Source organism: Chlorobaculum parvum NCIB 8327, from assembly GCF_000020505.1.
GTDB classification, from domain to species: domain Bacteria; phylum Bacteroidota; class Chlorobiia; order Chlorobiales; family Chlorobiaceae; genus Chlorobaculum; species Chlorobaculum parvum_A.
Map to the genome: position 1 here is coordinate 38,128 of NC_011027.1, position 16,108 is coordinate 54,235.

The following is a 16,108-nucleotide window of genomic DNA, read 5'->3' on the forward strand; positions in this document are numbered from 1 at the left end:
CACTCGAATTGCTCATGACAGTTTTTCATGCTGTCTTGAGAACGACGCTCTACCGCCGGTCCACAAAGTCCGGCGGTTTGCGGCTCTGCTAAAACTCTTTATTCAGCACTCTTATGACCAGAGCGTGGGAACAGAAAGTTAACGAAAACCGGGAGGTCGTGCTCGATCGGTGGGTGTCGTCCATCGTGGCGATGCTGCCCGGATCGAAGAGCGGTGGTTCGCTTGTTGCTTCGGCCATTGCGGCCGAGCTTGGCGGGCTGCTGGATGCCGTCACCGATCACTCCGCTTCGGCGGCAGAATCGATCGTGCGCATCACCCGTATCCTTGCCGTGCAGGAGATTCCTCCATCGAAAGCCCTTTCGATTCTTTTCCAGCTTCGTGGATTGATCGAAGCGTTGCCGGTCGAATGCGATCACCCGTGCCGCGACCGCCTCGAAGAGCTGACGCTGCAAGCGTTCGACAGCTACATGAAGCATCGCGAAACCATCTATCAGCTCAAATTCGATGAGGGCCGTCGCAAAATGCACATGGCGCTCAGGAGGGCCGAGGCATGAGAAAAGTGCTGCAACCGCTGCTGCTGGTGCTCGTGCTCGCCCTGATTCCGTATGTCGGCGTCACCTACGGCAAGCTCGACTACCTGTTCGGTATCATTATTCCCTACACGGCCGTCGCCATTCTGGTGCTCGGTATGCTTTGGCGGTTGATTGATTGGGTTCGCCGCCCGGTGCCGTTCCGCATCCCGACCACCTGCGGTCAGGAGAAGTCGCTGGACTGGGTCAAAACCAATCCGCTCGAAAGCCCCTCGAACCCCTTCATGGCGGCTATGCGGGTGCTCTCCGAGGTGTTCCTGTTCCGCTCGCTCTTCCGCAACACCAAGGCTGAACTGCACGGTGGGCCGAAGCTCGCATACGGTTCGCACAAGTGGCTGTGGCTGGGTGGCCTTGCGTTCCACTGGTCGCTGCTGATCATTGTTCTGCGTCATGCGCGCTTTTTCTTTATGACCACGCCCGCGCCTATCGAGATGATCGAAACCTTCGACCGCTTCCTCGATGTGACCGTGCCTGCGTTCTTCATCACCGATGCCATCGTGCTTGCCGCCATCACCTTCCTGGTGCTGCGCCGTTTTTCGGACGAGAAGATGCGGCTGCTGTCGCTCTCGACCGACTACTTCCCGCTCTTTCTGATCGGGGGGATCGTGACCGCCGGAATCAGTATGCGCTACGTGACCAAGGTGAATGTCATGCCGGTCAAAGGACTGGGGATGACGCTCGCAAGCTTCGGTTTCACTGCGCCTGAGCCGATCGGCGCGCTGTTCTACGTCCACCTGTTCCTCGTCTGCGTGCTGCTGGCTTACATCCCGTTCAGCAAGCTGGTGCACATGGGCGGCATCTTCATGAGCCCGACGCGCAACCTGCCCAACGATAGCCGCGCAAAGCGCCACAAGAATCCGTGGAATCCCGACATCAAGTTCCGCTCCTATGCCGAATACGAGGATGAGTTCCGCGAGAAAATGAAAAAAGCTGGCATTCCGGTCGATAAGCAATAACGATATGTCCAAATACGCTCCAAAAACCGAAGAGCTCAAAAAAGAGTTCGAAGAGAAGAAGCCGCGGCTCCTGAAAGGGAAATTCGACGGCATGGACTGGTGGGATATTCCGGTCGAGTTCCGCGACGGCAACTGGTGCTTCCCGGCCAAGCCGGAGGTGCTCGAAGATCTCCACTTTCCCAATCCGAGGAAGTGGGCCGCCACCGACAAGGACTGGCAGCTTCCCGCCAACTGGGAAAAGACCATCCGCGACGGCATGAAGGATCGCCTTAAGCGGTTCCGCTCGTTCAAAGTGTTCATGGACAGCTGCGTGCGCTGCGGCGCTTGCGCCGACAAGTGCCACTTCTTTCTCGGCACCGGTGACCCCAAGAACATGCCGGTGATGCGTGCCGAACTCGTCCGCTCGATCTACCGCCAGGATGTGAACGCTTTTGCCCGTGTGCTGACCAAGTTCTCGGGATCGCGCAAGCTCACGCCGGAGGTGATCAAAGAGTGGCACATGTACTTCAACCAGTGCACCGAGTGCCGCCGCTGTTCGGTCTTCTGCCCGATGGGCATCGACACCGCCGAAATCACCATGATGGCCCGCGAGCTGCTCAATCTGATCGGCGTGAACAACAACTGGATTCTTGCGCCGGTGGCCAACTGCAACCGCACGGGCAACCACCTCGGTATCGAGCCTCACACTTTCAAGCAGAACATCATGTCGCTGGTCGATGACATCGAGGATGTCACCGGCGTGAAGGTGAACCCGACCTTCAATCGCAAGGGGGCCGAAATCCTCTTCATTACGCCATCGGGCGACGTGTTCGGCGACCCCGGTGTCTATACGATGATGGGCTACCTGTTGTTGTTCCACCACATCGGCTTGGACTACACCATCAGCACCTACGCTTCCGAGGGAGGCAACTTCGGTACCTTCACCTCGAACGAGATGATGAAGAAGCTGAACGCCAAGATGTACCACGAAGCCAAGCGGCTCGGGGTGAAATGGATTCTCGGCGGCGAGTGCGGGCACATGTGGCGCGTGGTGCATCAGTACATGAGCACGATGAACGGCCCGGCGGATTTCCTGCAGGAGCCGGTTTCGCCGATCACCGGCACGAAGTTCACCAACGCCAAAGAGACCAAAATGGTGCACATCGCCGAGTTTACGGCCGATCTCATCAAGCACAACAAGCTGAAGCTCGATCCGAAGCGCAACGACCACCTGCGTACGACGTTCCACGATTCGTGCAACGTGGCGCGCGGCATGGGTATGTTCGAGGAGCCGCGTTACATCCTGAACAAGGTGTGCAACACCTTCCACGAAATGCCCGAAAACACCATCCGCGAGCAGACCTTCTGCTGCGGCTCTGGCAGCGGTCTGAACGCCGAGGAGTTCATGGACATCCGGATGCGCGGCGGCTTCCCGAGAGCCAACGCCGTAGCGCACGTCAAGGAGAAGCACAAGGTCGATTCGCTGGTTACCATCTGCGCCATCGACCGCGCCAGCCTGACGCCGCTGATGCGCTACTGGAATCCCGGTGTGTCGGTCTACGGCCTGCACGAGCTGGTGGGCAACGCGCTCATCATGGAGGGAGAGAAGAAACGAACCGAAGACCTGAGGGAGGATGACATGGTTGGATTCGAGGAGGACGACGATGAATAAAATCAGTCATATCCTCGGTGCTTTCGCTGCGGGCCTCGTCGTGTTCATCGCGGCCTGGTTCTTCATCCACGCTGGCCACGGAGGCTCCATCCCGGCTCACGCCGAAGACCCCGCCGTCGCTGCCGCAACCGTCCAGCCGGGCGGCGCGCCCATCGACAGCTCGAAGTGCATCCTGCCGACCGAGTACATGCGGGCGCACCACATGCAGATTCTCAACAAGTGGCGTCACGATTCGGTGCGCGAAGGCAACCGCGTCTATGTCAATCCCGAAGGCGAGCACTTTGAAAAGAGCCTGAACACCTGCCTCGGCTGCCACAACAACAATCCGATGTTCTGCTTTATGTGCCATCAGTACGCCGACGTCAAGCCGACCTGCTGGGACTGCCATCTGTCGCCTATGGAGGTGCCGCAATGACCATGAACCAAAACCGTAGAGAGTTCCTGAAAAAGGCCGGACTCGGCGCGCTTGCCGGTCTCGGTGCGGCGGCGGGGTTGTTCCCGGCGTTCGCCCTCGAACCGACCGATACCTCTAATTTCACCAAAAAGCCGACGCCCGGCAAGGTGCGCTGGGGGATGCTGGTCGATACCCGCAAGTGCCTCGGCAACTGCACCGAGTGCGTTGTCCGCTGCCATCACGACCACAACGTGCCCGATCTGAGCGGCACCAAGAACGAGGTCAAGTGGATATGGAAGAGCGGGTATGAAGAGGCCTTACCGACGGCGAGCCAGCAGTTCCAGACCGACGAGGTCAAGCACCGCAAGGTGCTCACGCTCTGCAACCACTGCGAGGAGCCGCCCTGCACACGGGCCTGCCCGACCGAGGCGACCTTCAAGCGCTGGGACGGCATCGTGTCGATGGACTACCACCGCTGCATCGGCTGCCGCTTCTGCATGGCCGCCTGCCCGTACGGTTCGCGCAGCTTCAACTGGGTGGATCCGCGCCCGCATGTCGCCGAGCTGAGCAATACCTATCCGACGCGAATGCGCGGCGTGGTGGAGAAGTGCAACTTCTGCTCCGAGCGCCTGGTCAAGGGCGAGCTTCCGGCGTGCGTCGACAGCTGTCCGCAGAAAGCGCTCATCTTCGGCGACCTGAACGATCCGAACTCGGAGATCCGCCGGATGATCGCCGCCAACGAAACCATGCAGCGCAAGCCGGAACTGGGCACGCTGCCGTCAGTCTTTTACATCATCTAACCTGAAACCATGATCGAGAAAGCGCTCAAAGGGGGTCGCGGCTACTGGACATGGGTAGCCATCCTGCTCGCTGTCATCGGCCTCGGCGTCACGGCGTACGCCCGCCAGATGACCCTCGGCCTCGGCGTCACCGGCATGGGCCGTGACATAAGCTGGGGCGTCTATATCGCCCAGTTCACCTTTCTGGTCGGCGTGGCGGCTTCAGCCGTGATGCTGGTGCTGCCCTACTACTTGCACAACCAGAAGGCCTTTTCCAAAATCGTTATCGTCGGTGAGTTTCTGGCCGTCTCAGCGGCGCTCATGTGCATGCTGTTCATTCTGGCCGACATGGGCCGACCCGACCGCGTGCTGAACGTGCTGCTGCACCCCTCGCCTCACTCGATGGTGTTCTGGGATGTGCTGGTGCTGAACGGCTACCTCTTCCTGAACCTCATCAGCGGCTGGGCGGTGCTCGGCGCTGAGCGCAAGGGTGTGAAGCCTGCGTCGTGGGTCAAGGCACTGATCTACATTTCGATTCCGTGGGCCTTCAGCATTCACACCGTCACGGCGTTCCTGTTCGCCGGACTGCCGGGCCGCCACCTCTGGTTGACCGCCGTGCTCGCCCCGCGCTTCCTGGCCTCGGCGTTCGCCGCCGGTACGGCCATCCTGATTCTGCTCACCTTCATTCTGAAGCGTGTTGCGAAGTTCGACGCAGGCCCGGAGGCGCGCACCAAGCTCGCCGTGCTGAGCGCCTATGCTGGCGTGGCGAACCTCTTCTTCCTCGGTACGGAGTTTTTTACGGCCTTTTACAGCAACGTGCCCGCGCACATGCACAGCTTGCAGTACCTCTACTTCGGCCTTGACGGCCACGGCCCGCTCGTGCCGTACATGTGGTTCTCGCTGATCGCCGGAATCATCTCGGTTGGCGTGCTGCTCTCTCCGCCGCTGCGCCGCCAGAACGGCTGGTTGATCGCCGCCTGTATCGGTCTGGTTGTCTCTATCTGGATCGACAAGGGCGTCGGCCTCATCATCGGCGGCTTCAACCCCACGCCGCTCGAAGCGATTGTCGATTACATCCCGACCTTCACCGAAATTTCGGTCACGCTCGGCATCTGGGCCATCGGTTTGCTGGTGCTCACCATGCTGCTCAAGGTCGCCATCGCGGTCAAGACGCAGGAGGCGTAACCCACCTGAAAGGGTTTTTCCTTCCATCCAGAGGCCGCGGCATGAAACCGCGGCCTTTGTGCTTATTTACGCCTGATCTTCATTATCTTCTTCATCCTGCGGAACGGCATTGCTCTTCCGCGGGTTGATTTTCATGACCAAACCACACGTTCCATGAAAGTATTTCTGCCGCTCAACGTCCGGGTGGACAACAAGAAAATCCTCTTTGTCGGCGGGGGCAAGATTGCTCTGCACAAGATTCAGACCATCGAGAAGTACACCCGCAACATCACGATCGTTTCGCCGGAGATTATCGACGAGCTGAAGGGCAAGGGATTCACCGAAATCTATAAAACCTATGAGCCGAGCGATCTGGACGGGGCGTTTCTCGTCTATGCGAGCACGAACATCGAGGAGGTGAACCGGCAGGTGCGCGACGACGCCGAGGCGCGGGGGATCATCGTCAATGTGGTGGACAATCGCGAGCTTTCGGACTTCATCTCCCCGGCGATCATCAAGAAGGGCGAGATGACCGTCGCGGTCTCATCAAACGGCCAGAACGTCAAGAAGTCCGTCGCGTGGCGCAACCGGCTCCGCGAGATGATCGACGAGGAGTGGCCGGAGACCAATCAGTAATTTCACTATTCCGATCATGACCGATAGAACTCCAGCGGAGCAGGCTCCGCGAAAAGGCTACGTTTATATCGCTGGCGCGGGGCCGGGCGATCCCGAGCTGATGACCATCAAGGCCGACCGGGCGCTTCGCGAGGCGGACGTGATTCTGTTCGACGATCTGGTGCTTCCGCAGATGCTCGAAGCCTACAAGGCCGAGAAGATCTATACCGGCAAGCGCAAGGATGCGCACCACTTCGCGCAGGACGAAATCAACCAGGAGATCGTGCGCCACGCGCTGCTCGGCAAGACGGTGGTGCGGCTCAAGGGCGGCGATCCGTTCATCTTCGGGCGCGGCGGCGAGGAGATCGAGACGCTCCGGCAGCACGGCATCGACTACGAAATCATCCCCGGCATCACTGCCGCGCACGGGGCGAGCGCGTACAGCGAAATTCCGCTCACCATGCGCAAGGTCTCCTCGTCGGTGGCCTTCTGTACCGGCCATCCGGTCAACAAGATTCAGGTGCCCGATACAGATACGATCGTCTATTACATGGTGGCCTCGAACGTGCACGACGTGCTCGACAAGGTGGCCGCGTCAGGCCGCAGCGGTGAGACGATGGTGGCTGTGGTGCAGAACGCCACCCGCTACAACCAGCGCGTCTTCACCGGTACGCTCGACGAGTTCCGCAAGCGCGAGCGGGCGGTCTATTCACCGGCGCTGCTCATCATCGGCCAGAACATCAACCAGTACATCGAACAGACCTGGTATTCGCGCAAGAAGAAGGTGCTGATGACCGGCGGCGACGTCAAAAAGTACGACCCGGCAAACTGGATCACGGTGCACTTCCCGTGCCGTCAGGTGGCTGGGGCCGACCTCGACGCGGTGAAGCGCTGCATGGGCAAGATCGACGACTTCTCGATGCTCTTTTTCCAGAACCGTTTCGCCGTCACCTACTTTTTCAAGTACCTCTTCGAGCACGGCAAGGATGTGCGCCACCTGGCTCACATGACCATCTGTACCTCCAGCCGCACGGCGGCCAGCGAGCTGCTCGAATACGGTATCATTCCCGATTGCTGCCTCGAATCGGAGGGGTCATCGACCATTTCCGGACTACTTGGCAAGGAGGGGCTCACCGGCCAGAACATTCTCCTGCCCGGTGCAGAGAACGTCGATGAGGCCGTTTCTGCCGAACTGAAGTCTGCGGGCAACAGCGTCACGCCGCTGACCGTCTATGTGCACGGTGCGCAGGACAAGGGTGATGCGATCGACCTCGATTTCATCGACGAAATCTATTTCGCCTCCCCGGCTTGCGTCCGGAAATTCCGCGAACTGTACGGCGAGATTCCGGCCCGTATCACGGTCGCTCCTGCCGATGCCAACACGAGAGAGGAGTATTCCAGACTGTTCGGCGCCTGATTTGGCGGCCCGGCCAGGACGATGATGGGGAAAAAGCCTGAATCTGCTTATATTCAGGCTGTCCCCTAAAAGACACCTCTAAAAATTATTGCGTGCCCCGATTGCCGCGCTGAGTAGTGGCAAATCCTCATTCTAACCAGTCGGGACTTTGATTTTGGAGCTTTCCGCCCGCCGTTTACCCGGATGGCTCATCAGGCTTTTTGTGGGTGTCTAAGAGAAGAAATAGCCTGCCGGTTTAGCGCTTTCCGATGCGGCTGGCCGGAGGTGCAACATCGTTTCGTATGCTCAATGATGTCCTCCTGATCCGGCAAGAGCACATTTCCGCAGCTGCGGTTATTTGCGAAAGAATCCTTTCAGATATGACGGTTCTTCGCAGAACCCGCCCCGGTCACAAGTTCATTGTGGCCATTTCGGGTGAATCGGGAAGTGGAAAATCAGAGCTCGCCCATGCCATTGCCCAGGATCTGAAGAAAGCGGCGGTTCAGCCCAAGATACTCCACACCGACAACTACTACCGGGTCTGCCCGGCCGAGCGGCTCGCGGCAAGAATTGCCGACAATTTCGAGCATGTCGGTGCCGCCGAATACGACTGGGATCTCCTCAAAAGCAACATCAACGATTTCCGCTCCGGACGCATGTCGCTTATGCCCTGCATCGACGTCGTCAACGGCCAGCTTGACCGGCTCATCAGCGACTTCTCAAAGGTCGACGTACTTGTCGTCGACGGCCTTTATGCGCTCGGCATCAGGGAGGCTGACCTCAGCGTCTATATCGATCTCAGCTGGCGAGAGACTCGCAAAAACCAGACGCTGCGAGGTAAAGAGGAAGACGACGACTATCGCCTCAAAGTGCTCGAAAAGGAGAGCGAGGATGTGAAAGCGTTTCGTTACCGAGCCGATCTGATCATTGACCACGATTACTGCGTGCATAAAGTCGCCGCCCCGGATGATGTGCCTGCCGGGCAGGGTTATTACAGGGACTGAGGTTGCTTTTTTCGTTGATCTGTGCCCTAAAAAACCGGTTGTTCTCAATCGCCCCCTCTTCAGCATAGTCCCGTTGATGGCATTTTACTTGCACGAGTGTTATGTTGAACCGTATAACACCATGCAATAAAAAGCTTTAAGGTTTTTATTTCGCTTAAATTATATTCAGGAAAAAAATCAAGAATCAGGCGTTTATACGGAAACCCTGTAATCATCAAGATTGAGTAAAAGAATGGGTCATGGCTGAGGGATACGATACACAGATCAGTGGGAGGTTGAGATCATTCCAGGAGCAGCAAGAGGAGCTTCAGATCATCTTTGATTCTATTCCCGCATGGATATTTTACAAAGACAAGGAGAATCGATTTCTGAAAGTCAATAAGGCTTTTTGCGATGGTATGGCTGTTTCCAGAGAAGAATTGGAAGGCCGTTCCATGTCTGAGTTATACCCCAGGGAACAGGCGGAAGCATTTTGGAAAGACGACAAGGAGGTGATGGCGTCAGGCCAGCCGAAGCGTAATATTCTTGAGCCTGTGACGCTCCCCAATAAGGAGACGCTATGGCTTCGGACAGACAAGATCCCTTATCGCGATGCGCATGGGGATGTGATCGGGATTATAGGTTTTTCTATTGATGTCACTGCTCGAAAACAAGCGGAGGATGCGTTGCGTGCGGCCTATGCGGAAGAGAAGCGACTTTGCTACGTTAACGAACAAATAGTTGTCCAACTAAGAGACGCGCTTGCACAAATACGGACACTGAATTCGCTTCTTCCTGTCTGTGCGCAATGCAAGAAGATTTGTGACGAAAACGGCCAGTGGCATTATATGGAGACCTATATTAGTACGCGTACAAACACGCAGTTTACCCATGGACTGTGCCCTGATTGCGCTAAAGCAGCAATGCGGGACGCCGGCATGAATTACGATGGCACTGAACTATAATAGGCCCAAGAGCTGAAGAGTTTGCGCGCCGCTCAGGCTGGTTGTTTGGTGTAAATACAGAGGTGATTTCGGAACGCTGTCCCGTTGATGAAATCCCTTTTTAGCATGTACTCAGCTTCGAGCTTAAGGGGCAGGAGTTTGAAGCTGTCTCGAAAGCGATTTCGAGACAGCTTTTTTTGTTCACAGTGTTTCGCTCACGTGGGTTCTGCAGGTTCTGTCGAAAAGGGTTTCGATGGTGAACGCAAAAGTTGTGTTTGCGGAGACTTAGAATGCTGGACTTGAGGCGGTGGTGCAGAATAGGCCCCGGGGTCGTTCACCCTGTCTGAATCTCGGTTCTGAGGGCGATCTCTTCCAGCACGGCGCTGACCTGGATGCAGTTGGACATAGGGCCTGCATAGACGATGGAGCGGCCTTTGGTGTGGACTTCCCAGGTCTTTTTTTCGGCGATGGCTCGCGGGCAGCGCACGGCTTTGATGATCTGGAAGATCACTTCGTCGAAGGTGTGCTCGTCATCATTGAAAAGCACCACCCGCCAGGCGTCGAGGGTATCGATGTCGGCAACAAGCTCTTCGGTTCGGGTATCGGGGGTGTTGCCTGCGTCAAGACGGATCATATCCATAGGGCTCGCGTTCAGAGAATAATCTTTCATGAAATGTATGGAGCTGAACGCTTTCAGGCAAATCGTGCCTCAGCGGGAAACGACCTGCTCGGCAACGCCGAAGGCGTAGTGATCCGGCGTGATCTCCAGTCGGCATCGAGCGCCGACCGGCAGAGTCATCAGCTCTTTGATGTGCCCGTACGACAGGCCAGTCATCACCGGCGAACTTTCGTGCATCCGGTTCGCGTAGTAGGCGAACATCTTGTCGAAACGATACTCCCGGTGTTCGTCGGCAGGATTTTTACTGAACTGCCCGAACATCAGGCCGCGGCACTTCCTGACGAGCCCGGCATTGAACAGGTGCGAGAGCATCCTGTCGATGCGGTAGGCCGGTTCGTTGACGTCCTCGGTGAAAAGAATGCTGCCGCTGAGCGAGGGCAGGTAGGGGGTGCCGACCAGCGAGGAGAGTACCGAGAGGTTGCCGCCAATCAGTCGGCCGGTAACCGAACCCGATTTGATGCAACTGATCGGATGTTCCTGAAAATTGCGGAGCGCTGCCGGGTACTCCGGATCGGTCAGGATGCCCCAGAAGTGCTCTTCGGTGTAGCTGCTGGGGGCATACAGCTCCGTGGCGGCCATCGGTCCGGAGAAGTTGACGAGCCCGCTTTTCCGGAAAACAGCCAGTGACAGGGCCGTGATGTCCGAATAGCCGACGAGAATTTTAGGGTTGGCCGCGATCAGGCCGTAGTCGATCCGGTCGAGAATCCGCGTGGCTCCCGCACCGCCGCGCAGGCAGAACACAGCGCTGACAAGCTGGTCGGCGAACATCTCGTGAAGGTCGTGGAGCTTGTAACGGTCGGTATGCTCGGGGTCGTGTTCCGAGCGGTTCAGGTAATGGGATGTCTTGACCCTGTAGCCGTTGTGCTCAAGGTAGGTGACGGCCTGCTCGATCTTTTCAGGCTCAGCGCAGGTTGACGAGGGAGAGATCAGGCCGATCACATCTCCCCTGCGGAGGGCCTTCGGGATCAGAATCTTCATGAATGCAAAAACCATCAGCACTACACGGGGCACTGCTGATGGTTTTTAACGGTGTTATGCCGCCGGGAATCAGGAAACGTCCTCGGTCAGCAGGATTGCCTTGTTGTTGCTCACTTCAAAGAAGCCGTCCGAAATCTGGAACGTATTCTCTGACCTGTCAGGCAGGGACAGGCGCACTTTACCGTTTTTCAGGGCTGCGACCAAAGGCGCGTGGCCTTTGAGCACCTGAAACAGGCCGTCCAGTCCGGGAGCAATGACGCTGTTAACCTCGCCGGAAAAGAACAACTTCTGCGGCGTGACGATATCGAGCGTAAAGTTTTCGGAACTTGCCATGTTAGTTTAGAGCTTTTTTGCTTTTTCGACTGCCTCTTCAATGGTGCCGACCAGGTAGAAGGCATTTTCAGGCAGGCTGTCATGTTTACCTGCGATGATCTCCTTGAAGCCTTTGATGGTGTCTTCGAGCTTGACATATTTGCCAGCAAGACCGGTAAATGCTTCAGCCACGAAGAACGGCTGCGACAGGAAGCGCTGCACCTTACGAGCGCGGGCAACCACGAGCTTGTCTTCGTCGCTCAGTTCGTCCATACCGAGAATGGCGATGATGTCCTGAAGATCCTTGTAGCGCTGGAGGATCTGCTTGACGGCCTGCGCGGTGTCGTAGTGGTCGTTACCGATGATGTTCGGGTCGAGGATACGCGAGGTGGAGTCGAGCGGGTCAACAGCCGGGTAGATGCCCAACTCAGCAATCTGACGCGAAAGCACGGTCGTTGCATCGAGGTGGGTAAATGCGGTGGCCGGAGCCGGGTCGGTAAGGTCATCAGCAGGCACATAGATAGCCTGTACCGAGGTGACCGAACCTTTCTTGGTCGAAACGATTCTGTCCTGAAGCTCACCCATTTCAGTACCGAGGGTCGGCTGGTAACCCACAGCGCTCGGCATACGACCGAGAAGTGCGGACACTTCAGCACCCGCCTGGGTGAAGCGGAAGATGTTGTCAATGAACAGCAGCACGTCACGGCCCTCTTCATCACGGAAGTACTCTGCGATGCTGAGGCCGGTCAGCGCAACGCGGGCACGGGCACCCGGAGGCTCGTTCATCTGGCCGAATACAAGAGCGGTCTTGTCGATAACGCCGGACTCCATCATCTCGTGCCAGAGGTCGTTCCCTTCACGGGTACGCTCACCGACACCGGCAAACACGGAGTAACCGGACTGTTCTTTAGCAATATTGTTGATCAGCTCCATGATGAGCACGGTCTTGCCAACGCCTGCACCACCGAACAAACCGGTTTTACCACCGCGAGAGTAAGGCTCGAGAAGGTCGATAACCTTGATGCCGGTTTCGAACATTTCGGCTTTGGTCGAAAGCTCGTCGAACTTCGGAGCGGAACGGTGGATCGGGTACGATTTCTTTGAGGGTACGGGGCCTTTGCCGTCGATCGGTTCGCCGACAACGTTAAGCATTCTGCCGAGCACTTCTGCGCCGACCGGAGCCTGGATCGGCCGACCGGTATTGGCCACGCTCATGCCTCTGACGAGACCATCTGTACCTTCCATGGAGATCGTTCTGACGCGCTCCTCGCCAAGGTGCTGTTGTGTTTCGAGAACCAGCTTCGAGCCGTCCTGGCGGGTGACTGTAAGGGCATCGAGGATAGATGGCAGCTGCCCTTCAGGAAAATCAACGTCAACGACAGGGCCGATGATCTGAGAAATCTTACCTTCTTGCATTGTTACGGTATGGATAGGATTTTAGTTGCAATCAAACGTTTGGAGCAGGAGTCGCTTGACTCCGCATTCAGGCTCTGTTCCGGTTACCCGGCTCGGGTTCACGGGGGTAAGCGAGCCACCTGAGGGACTTGAACCCACGACCTACTATTTACGAAACAGTTGCTCTACCAACTGAGCTAAGGTGGCTTGAACAGCCTTTCCATGCCTACAGGCTGGAAAATTCAAGCCGAAATATAGTTTATTTGTTTTCAAAACACAAAGCAATTATCCGGGCCCTTTCTGAGGGGAAAAAATCGAGGTTTCCTATATTTACAATTCCGCGGATCGGTTTATGCGGAATAGCCGTTTATGATCATTCATCCAGCAGTATTATTCGTTATCAAAATGATTGTTATGAAAAAATTCACCCCATCGTTTGCCGCCATCTGTCTGGCGCTTGTGCTTTTTGCCGTTCAAGCCACGGTTTCCGGAACCGCCCGCGCCGCATCGGTAGCGGCTCCCTCTTTTTCAGGGAAAACCGTTGACGGCAAGCCCTTCTCCTCTTCGTCCCTGAAGGGCAAAGGCTATATCGTCAACTTTTTCGCTACCTGGTGCCCGCCCTGCCGTGCCGAGATTCCCGACATGGTCGAGGTTCAGAAAAAGTATGAGAAGAAAGGTTTTACCTTTGTGGGCATAGCGGTCAACGAGACTCTGCCAAAGGTTCAGAATTTCATGAAGAGCAGCGGCATCACCTATCCGGTGCTCATGGCAACACCTGAACTGATCCGGACGTTCAGCGGCTACGCTGCCGGGGGCATTTCCGGCATCCCAACCTCGTTCGTTGTTGATTCCTCGGGTCAGCTGATCGGCGTGGTCGTCGGAGGACGGAGCCAGGAGGCGTTCGAGCAGATGGTCAACCAGGCTCTTAAGCCGAAAGCTGGCAAGTGATGCCCGGATTCGACACCGTGCTGCGAGGCCAGGGGGTTCGCCCTGCTTCTTGAGATTTTTCACCGCGCCAGCCCCGGAGGAGTGTTCCTGCCGGGGCGCGCTGTTTTACAGGATTTTATCTACACTTTTTTCAATTGATCATCAGTCATTATGGAACCTATCCCAATCAATGCGCCGGAGTACGTCAAAAACCTGAAACTTCTCCAATGGGTCAAAGAGACCGTCGAGCTGTGCCAGCCCGATTCGGTTTACTGGTGTGACGGTTCCACCGAAGAGTACGACCGCCTTTGCAATGAAATGGTCGAGAGCGGCACTTTTATCAGACTCTCTGAAGAGAAGCGGCCGAACAGCTTCCTCTGCCGCTCCGACCCCAGCGACGTGGCCCGCGTCGAGGATCGAACCTTTATTTGCAGCATTCGCCGCCAGGACGCCGGCCCGACCAACAACTGGGTCGCACCGAAGGAGATGAAGGCGACGCTGAACAAGCTTTTCGCAGGCTGCATGAAGGGGCGCACCATGTACGTCATTCCCTTCAGCATGGGGCCGCTCGGCTCGCATATCGCCCACATCGGCGTCGAAATCACCGACTCGCCCTACGTGGTGACCAACATGCGCATCATGACCCGCATGGGCCGCAAGGTGCTCGAACTGCTCAGCGAGGAGGATGAGTTCGTGCCGTGCCTGCACTCGGTCGGTGCGCCACTCGAACCGGGCCAGCAGGATGTGCCGTGGCCCTGCAACGATACCAAGTACATCGTCCACTTCCCGGAAGAGCGCGCCATCGTCTCCTTCGGCAGTGGCTATGGCGGCAACGCCTTGCTCGGCAAAAAATGCTTCGCCCTGCGCATCGCCTCCTCGATGGCGCGTGACGAGGGGTGGCTTGCCGAGCACATGCTCATTCTCGGCGTCGAGTCGCCGGAGGGGGAAAAGGATTACGTCGGGGCTGCCTTCCCGAGCGCCTGCGGCAAGACCAACTTCGCCATGATGATTCCGCCAGGCGAAATGGAGGGGTGGAAGATCACCACCGTTGGCGACGATATCGCCTGGATCAAACAGGGTAAGGATGGCAAGCTGCACGCCATCAACCCCGAGTACGGCTTTTTCGGCGTCGCACCGGGCACCTCGGAGAAGAGCAATCCGAACGCGATGGCGTCGTTGCACGCCAACTGCATCTTTACCAACGTGGCGATGACCCCCGACGGTGATGTGTGGTGGGAGGGGATGACCGATACGCCACCCGATTACCTGACCGATTGGCAGGGCAAGCCCTGGGTACCGGGGTGCGACCGTCCTGCCGCCCATCCGAACGCCCGCTTCACGGCTCCGGCCCATCAGTGCCCGGTCATCGACGAGAACTGGGAAAACCCGGACGGCGTGCCGATTTCAGCCTTCATTTTCGGCGGACGGCGCGGCGATACCATTCCGCTGGTCTACCAGTCGGCCAACTGGTACTACGGCGTCTATCTTGCCGCCACGATGGGCTCGGAGAAGACCGCCGCCGCCGCCGGCAAGATCGGCGACGTGCGCCGCGACCCCTTCGCCATGCTGCCCTTCTGTGGCTACCACATGGGCGACTACTTCAACCACTGGCTGCACGTTGGCCGCACGCTCACCGATCCGCCGCGAATTTTCGGCGTCAACTGGTTCCGCAAGGATGAAAACGGCAAGTTCCTCTGGCCCGGATTCGGCGAGAACATGCGCGTGCTGAAGTGGATTATTGGTCGGGTGCATGGCCGCGCCGGTGGCGTCGAAAGCCCACTTGGCTGGATGCCTCGCTACGAATCGATCGACTGGCGCGGGCTCGACGATTTCACCATCGAAAAGTTCACCAAACTCATGTCGGTTGACCGTGAAGCTTGGAAGCAGGAGCTCTTCTCGCACGAGGAGCTGCTTGAGAAGCTCTACGACAAGCTGCCGAAAGAGTTTACCCATATCCGCGAGCTGATGCTTTCAACGCTCTGGATGTCTCCCGAGCACTGGGAAATGGCTCCTGAGCGCTACGCCATCTATCACTGAGCGGCCAAGCGTTTCATACAATCAAAAAAGCTGCCCCGGTCTCGTTTCCGGGGCAGCTTTTTTTTGTGGCGTATTTTCCTCAACTGTTTTTGTTTTTGCTGTTGCACAATTGTTAATGTTACCATATATTCAATTAGTTATATAGTTGTATCGACGATTTTTGTCTGGTGGTTGGCAATGATATGAGTTGTATTGCAGCTTTTTGTGCCAACAGAATTTGATTGACGATTTCGCTCCCCTTTACCCCTTCTCTTATTTGAGCCGGTACTGATGCCGGAATAGATGTTGTACCTCTCTCTGCGGAGTTG

16 protein-coding genes and 1 tRNA gene are annotated in these 16,108 nt (G+C 57.1%); 12 read left to right on the forward strand and 5 right to left on the reverse strand.

What is annotated here, in order from left to right; all coding sequences use genetic code 11:
• Positions 1-113: 113 nt before the first annotated feature.
• The 10 genes from CPAR_RS00160 (at position 114) to CPAR_RS00205 (ending at position 9,493) form a co-directional block, all read left to right on the forward strand.
• Entirely contained in the window at positions 114-554 is a 441-nt protein-coding gene (locus CPAR_RS00160; protein WP_012501295.1) for an RsbRD N-terminal domain-containing protein, read from the forward strand.
• On the forward strand, positions 551-1,546 hold the full coding sequence (gene dsrM / locus CPAR_RS00165) for a sulfate reduction electron transfer complex DsrMKJOP subunit DsrM (RefSeq protein ID WP_012501296.1): 996 nt from the start codon (positions 551-553) through the stop codon (positions 1,544-1,546). Before CPAR_RS00160 ends, dsrM begins: the two co-directional genes overlap by 4 nt.
• Before the next feature lie 4 nt (positions 1,547-1,550).
• Positions 1,551-3,197: a sulfate reduction electron transfer complex DsrMKJOP subunit DsrK gene (gene dsrK / locus CPAR_RS00170; protein WP_012501297.1), complete on the forward strand. Its 1,647-nt coding sequence runs from the start codon at positions 1,551-1,553 to the stop codon at positions 3,195-3,197.
• Positions 3,190-3,612, forward strand: a complete 423-nt coding sequence (gene dsrJ, locus CPAR_RS00175; RefSeq protein WP_012501298.1) for a sulfate reduction electron transfer complex DsrMKJOP subunit DsrJ — start codon at positions 3,190-3,192, stop codon at positions 3,610-3,612. Before dsrK ends, dsrJ begins: the two co-directional genes overlap by 8 nt.
• A 2-nt stretch (positions 3,613-3,614) precedes the next feature.
• The gene (gene dsrO / locus CPAR_RS00180) at positions 3,615-4,391 is read left to right on the forward strand and encodes a sulfate reduction electron transfer complex DsrMKJOP subunit DsrO (RefSeq protein WP_041466073.1); all 777 of its coding nucleotides are present in this window, start codon (positions 3,615-3,617) and stop codon (positions 4,389-4,391) included.
• Between the two features lie 9 nt (positions 4,392-4,400).
• The gene (dsrP, locus tag CPAR_RS00185) at positions 4,401-5,555 is read left to right on the forward strand and encodes a sulfate reduction electron transfer complex DsrMKJOP subunit DsrP (RefSeq protein ID WP_012501300.1); all 1,155 of its coding nucleotides are present in this window, start codon (positions 4,401-4,403) and stop codon (positions 5,553-5,555) included.
• Positions 5,556-5,708: 153 nt separating this feature from the next.
• The gene (locus tag CPAR_RS00190; RefSeq protein ID WP_012501301.1) at positions 5,709-6,170 is read left to right on the forward strand and encodes a precorrin-2 dehydrogenase/sirohydrochlorin ferrochelatase family protein; all 462 of its coding nucleotides are present in this window, start codon (positions 5,709-5,711) and stop codon (positions 6,168-6,170) included.
• Positions 6,171-6,186: 16 nt separating this feature from the next.
• Positions 6,187-7,566, forward strand: coding sequence for a uroporphyrinogen-III C-methyltransferase (cobA, locus tag CPAR_RS00195; protein ID WP_012501302.1), 1,380 nt, complete (start codon positions 6,187-6,189; stop codon positions 7,564-7,566).
• A gap of 281 nt (positions 7,567-7,847) precedes the next feature.
• Positions 7,848-8,549: a uridine kinase family protein gene (locus CPAR_RS00200; protein WP_012501303.1), complete on the forward strand. Its 702-nt coding sequence runs from the start codon at positions 7,848-7,850 to the stop codon at positions 8,547-8,549.
• Between the two features lie 239 nt (positions 8,550-8,788).
• Positions 8,789-9,493, forward strand: a complete 705-nt coding sequence (locus tag CPAR_RS00205) for a PAS domain-containing protein (RefSeq protein ID WP_012501304.1) — start codon at positions 8,789-8,791, stop codon at positions 9,491-9,493.
• A gap of 313 nt (positions 9,494-9,806) precedes the next feature.
• On the opposite strand, the gene CPAR_RS00210 is transcribed toward CPAR_RS00205, so the two are convergent.
• From CPAR_RS00210 to CPAR_RS00230, 5 genes are all read right to left on the reverse strand, one after another.
• Positions 9,807-10,142 carry an ATP-dependent Clp protease adaptor ClpS gene (locus CPAR_RS00210; RefSeq protein ID WP_012501305.1) on the reverse strand — a complete coding sequence of 112 codons (336 nt, stop codon included), beginning with the start codon at positions 10,140-10,142 and terminating at the stop codon, positions 9,807-9,809.
• Positions 10,143-10,181: 39 nt separating this feature from the next.
• Entirely contained in the window at positions 10,182-11,129 is a 948-nt protein-coding gene (locus CPAR_RS00215; RefSeq protein WP_041466203.1) for a S66 peptidase family protein, read from the reverse strand.
• Between the two features lie 69 nt (positions 11,130-11,198).
• Positions 11,199-11,462, reverse strand: a complete 264-nt coding sequence (atpC, locus tag CPAR_RS00220; protein ID WP_012501307.1) for an ATP synthase F1 subunit epsilon — start codon at positions 11,460-11,462, stop codon at positions 11,199-11,201.
• Positions 11,463-11,468: 6 nt separating this feature from the next.
• On the reverse strand, positions 11,469-12,857 hold the full coding sequence (gene atpD / locus CPAR_RS00225; protein ID WP_012501308.1) for a F0F1 ATP synthase subunit beta: 1,389 nt from the start codon (positions 12,855-12,857) through the stop codon (positions 11,469-11,471).
• 113 nt (positions 12,858-12,970) lie between these two features.
• Positions 12,971-13,043, reverse strand: a tRNA-Thr gene (locus CPAR_RS00230).
• 207 nt (positions 13,044-13,250) lie between these two features.
• Here CPAR_RS00230 and CPAR_RS00235 point away from each other — a divergent pair.
• Together CPAR_RS00235 and CPAR_RS00240 are read left to right on the forward strand one after the other, a co-directional pair.
• On the forward strand, positions 13,251-13,784 hold the full coding sequence (locus CPAR_RS00235) for a TlpA family protein disulfide reductase (RefSeq protein WP_041466075.1): 534 nt from the start codon (positions 13,251-13,253) through the stop codon (positions 13,782-13,784).
• A 150-nt stretch (positions 13,785-13,934) separates the two neighbouring features.
• Complete coding sequence (locus CPAR_RS00240) at positions 13,935-15,800, forward strand: phosphoenolpyruvate carboxykinase (GTP) (RefSeq protein ID WP_012501310.1); 1,866 nt, start codon at positions 13,935-13,937, stop codon at positions 15,798-15,800.
• Positions 15,801-16,108: the final 308 nt, after the last annotated feature.

Excerpts from the sequence above, each read along its gene's own strand:
- dsrP (WP_012501300.1), top strand. The coding sequence starts at position 4,401 with ATGATCGAGAAAGCGCTCAAAGGGGGTCGCGGCTACTGGACATGGGTA.
- dsrK (WP_012501297.1), top strand. The coding sequence starts at position 1,551 with ATGTCCAAATACGCTCCAAAAACCGAAGAGCTCAAAAAAGAGTTCGAA.
- CPAR_RS00240 (WP_012501310.1), top strand. The coding sequence starts at position 13,935 with ATGGAACCTATCCCAATCAATGCGCCGGAGTACGTCAAAAACCTGAAA.
- atpC (WP_012501307.1), bottom strand. The coding sequence starts at position 11,462 with ATGGCAAGTTCCGAAAACTTTACGCTCGATATCGTCACGCCGCAGAAG.
- dsrJ (WP_012501298.1), top strand. The coding sequence starts at position 3,190 with ATGAATAAAATCAGTCATATCCTCGGTGCTTTCGCTGCGGGCCTCGTC.
- CPAR_RS00190 (WP_012501301.1), top strand. The coding sequence starts at position 5,709 with ATGAAAGTATTTCTGCCGCTCAACGTCCGGGTGGACAACAAGAAAATC.
- CPAR_RS00160 (WP_012501295.1), top strand. The coding sequence starts at position 114 with ATGACCAGAGCGTGGGAACAGAAAGTTAACGAAAACCGGGAGGTCGTG.
- cobA (WP_012501302.1), top strand. The coding sequence starts at position 6,187 with ATGACCGATAGAACTCCAGCGGAGCAGGCTCCGCGAAAAGGCTACGTT.
- CPAR_RS00235 (WP_041466075.1), top strand. The coding sequence starts at position 13,251 with ATGAAAAAATTCACCCCATCGTTTGCCGCCATCTGTCTGGCGCTTGTG.
- CPAR_RS00210 (WP_012501305.1), bottom strand. The coding sequence starts at position 10,142 with ATGAAAGATTATTCTCTGAACGCGAGCCCTATGGATATGATCCGTCTT.
- dsrO (WP_041466073.1), top strand. The coding sequence starts at position 3,615 with ATGAACCAAAACCGTAGAGAGTTCCTGAAAAAGGCCGGACTCGGCGCG.
- atpD (WP_012501308.1), bottom strand. The coding sequence starts at position 12,857 with ATGCAAGAAGGTAAGATTTCTCAGATCATCGGCCCTGTCGTTGACGTT.
- dsrM (WP_012501296.1), top strand. The coding sequence starts at position 551 with ATGAGAAAAGTGCTGCAACCGCTGCTGCTGGTGCTCGTGCTCGCCCTG.
- CPAR_RS00200 (WP_012501303.1), top strand. The coding sequence starts at position 7,848 with ATGCTCAATGATGTCCTCCTGATCCGGCAAGAGCACATTTCCGCAGCT.
- CPAR_RS00205 (WP_012501304.1), top strand. The coding sequence starts at position 8,789 with ATGGCTGAGGGATACGATACACAGATCAGTGGGAGGTTGAGATCATTC.
- CPAR_RS00215 (WP_041466203.1), bottom strand. The coding sequence starts at position 11,129 with ATGAAGATTCTGATCCCGAAGGCCCTCCGCAGGGGAGATGTGATCGGC.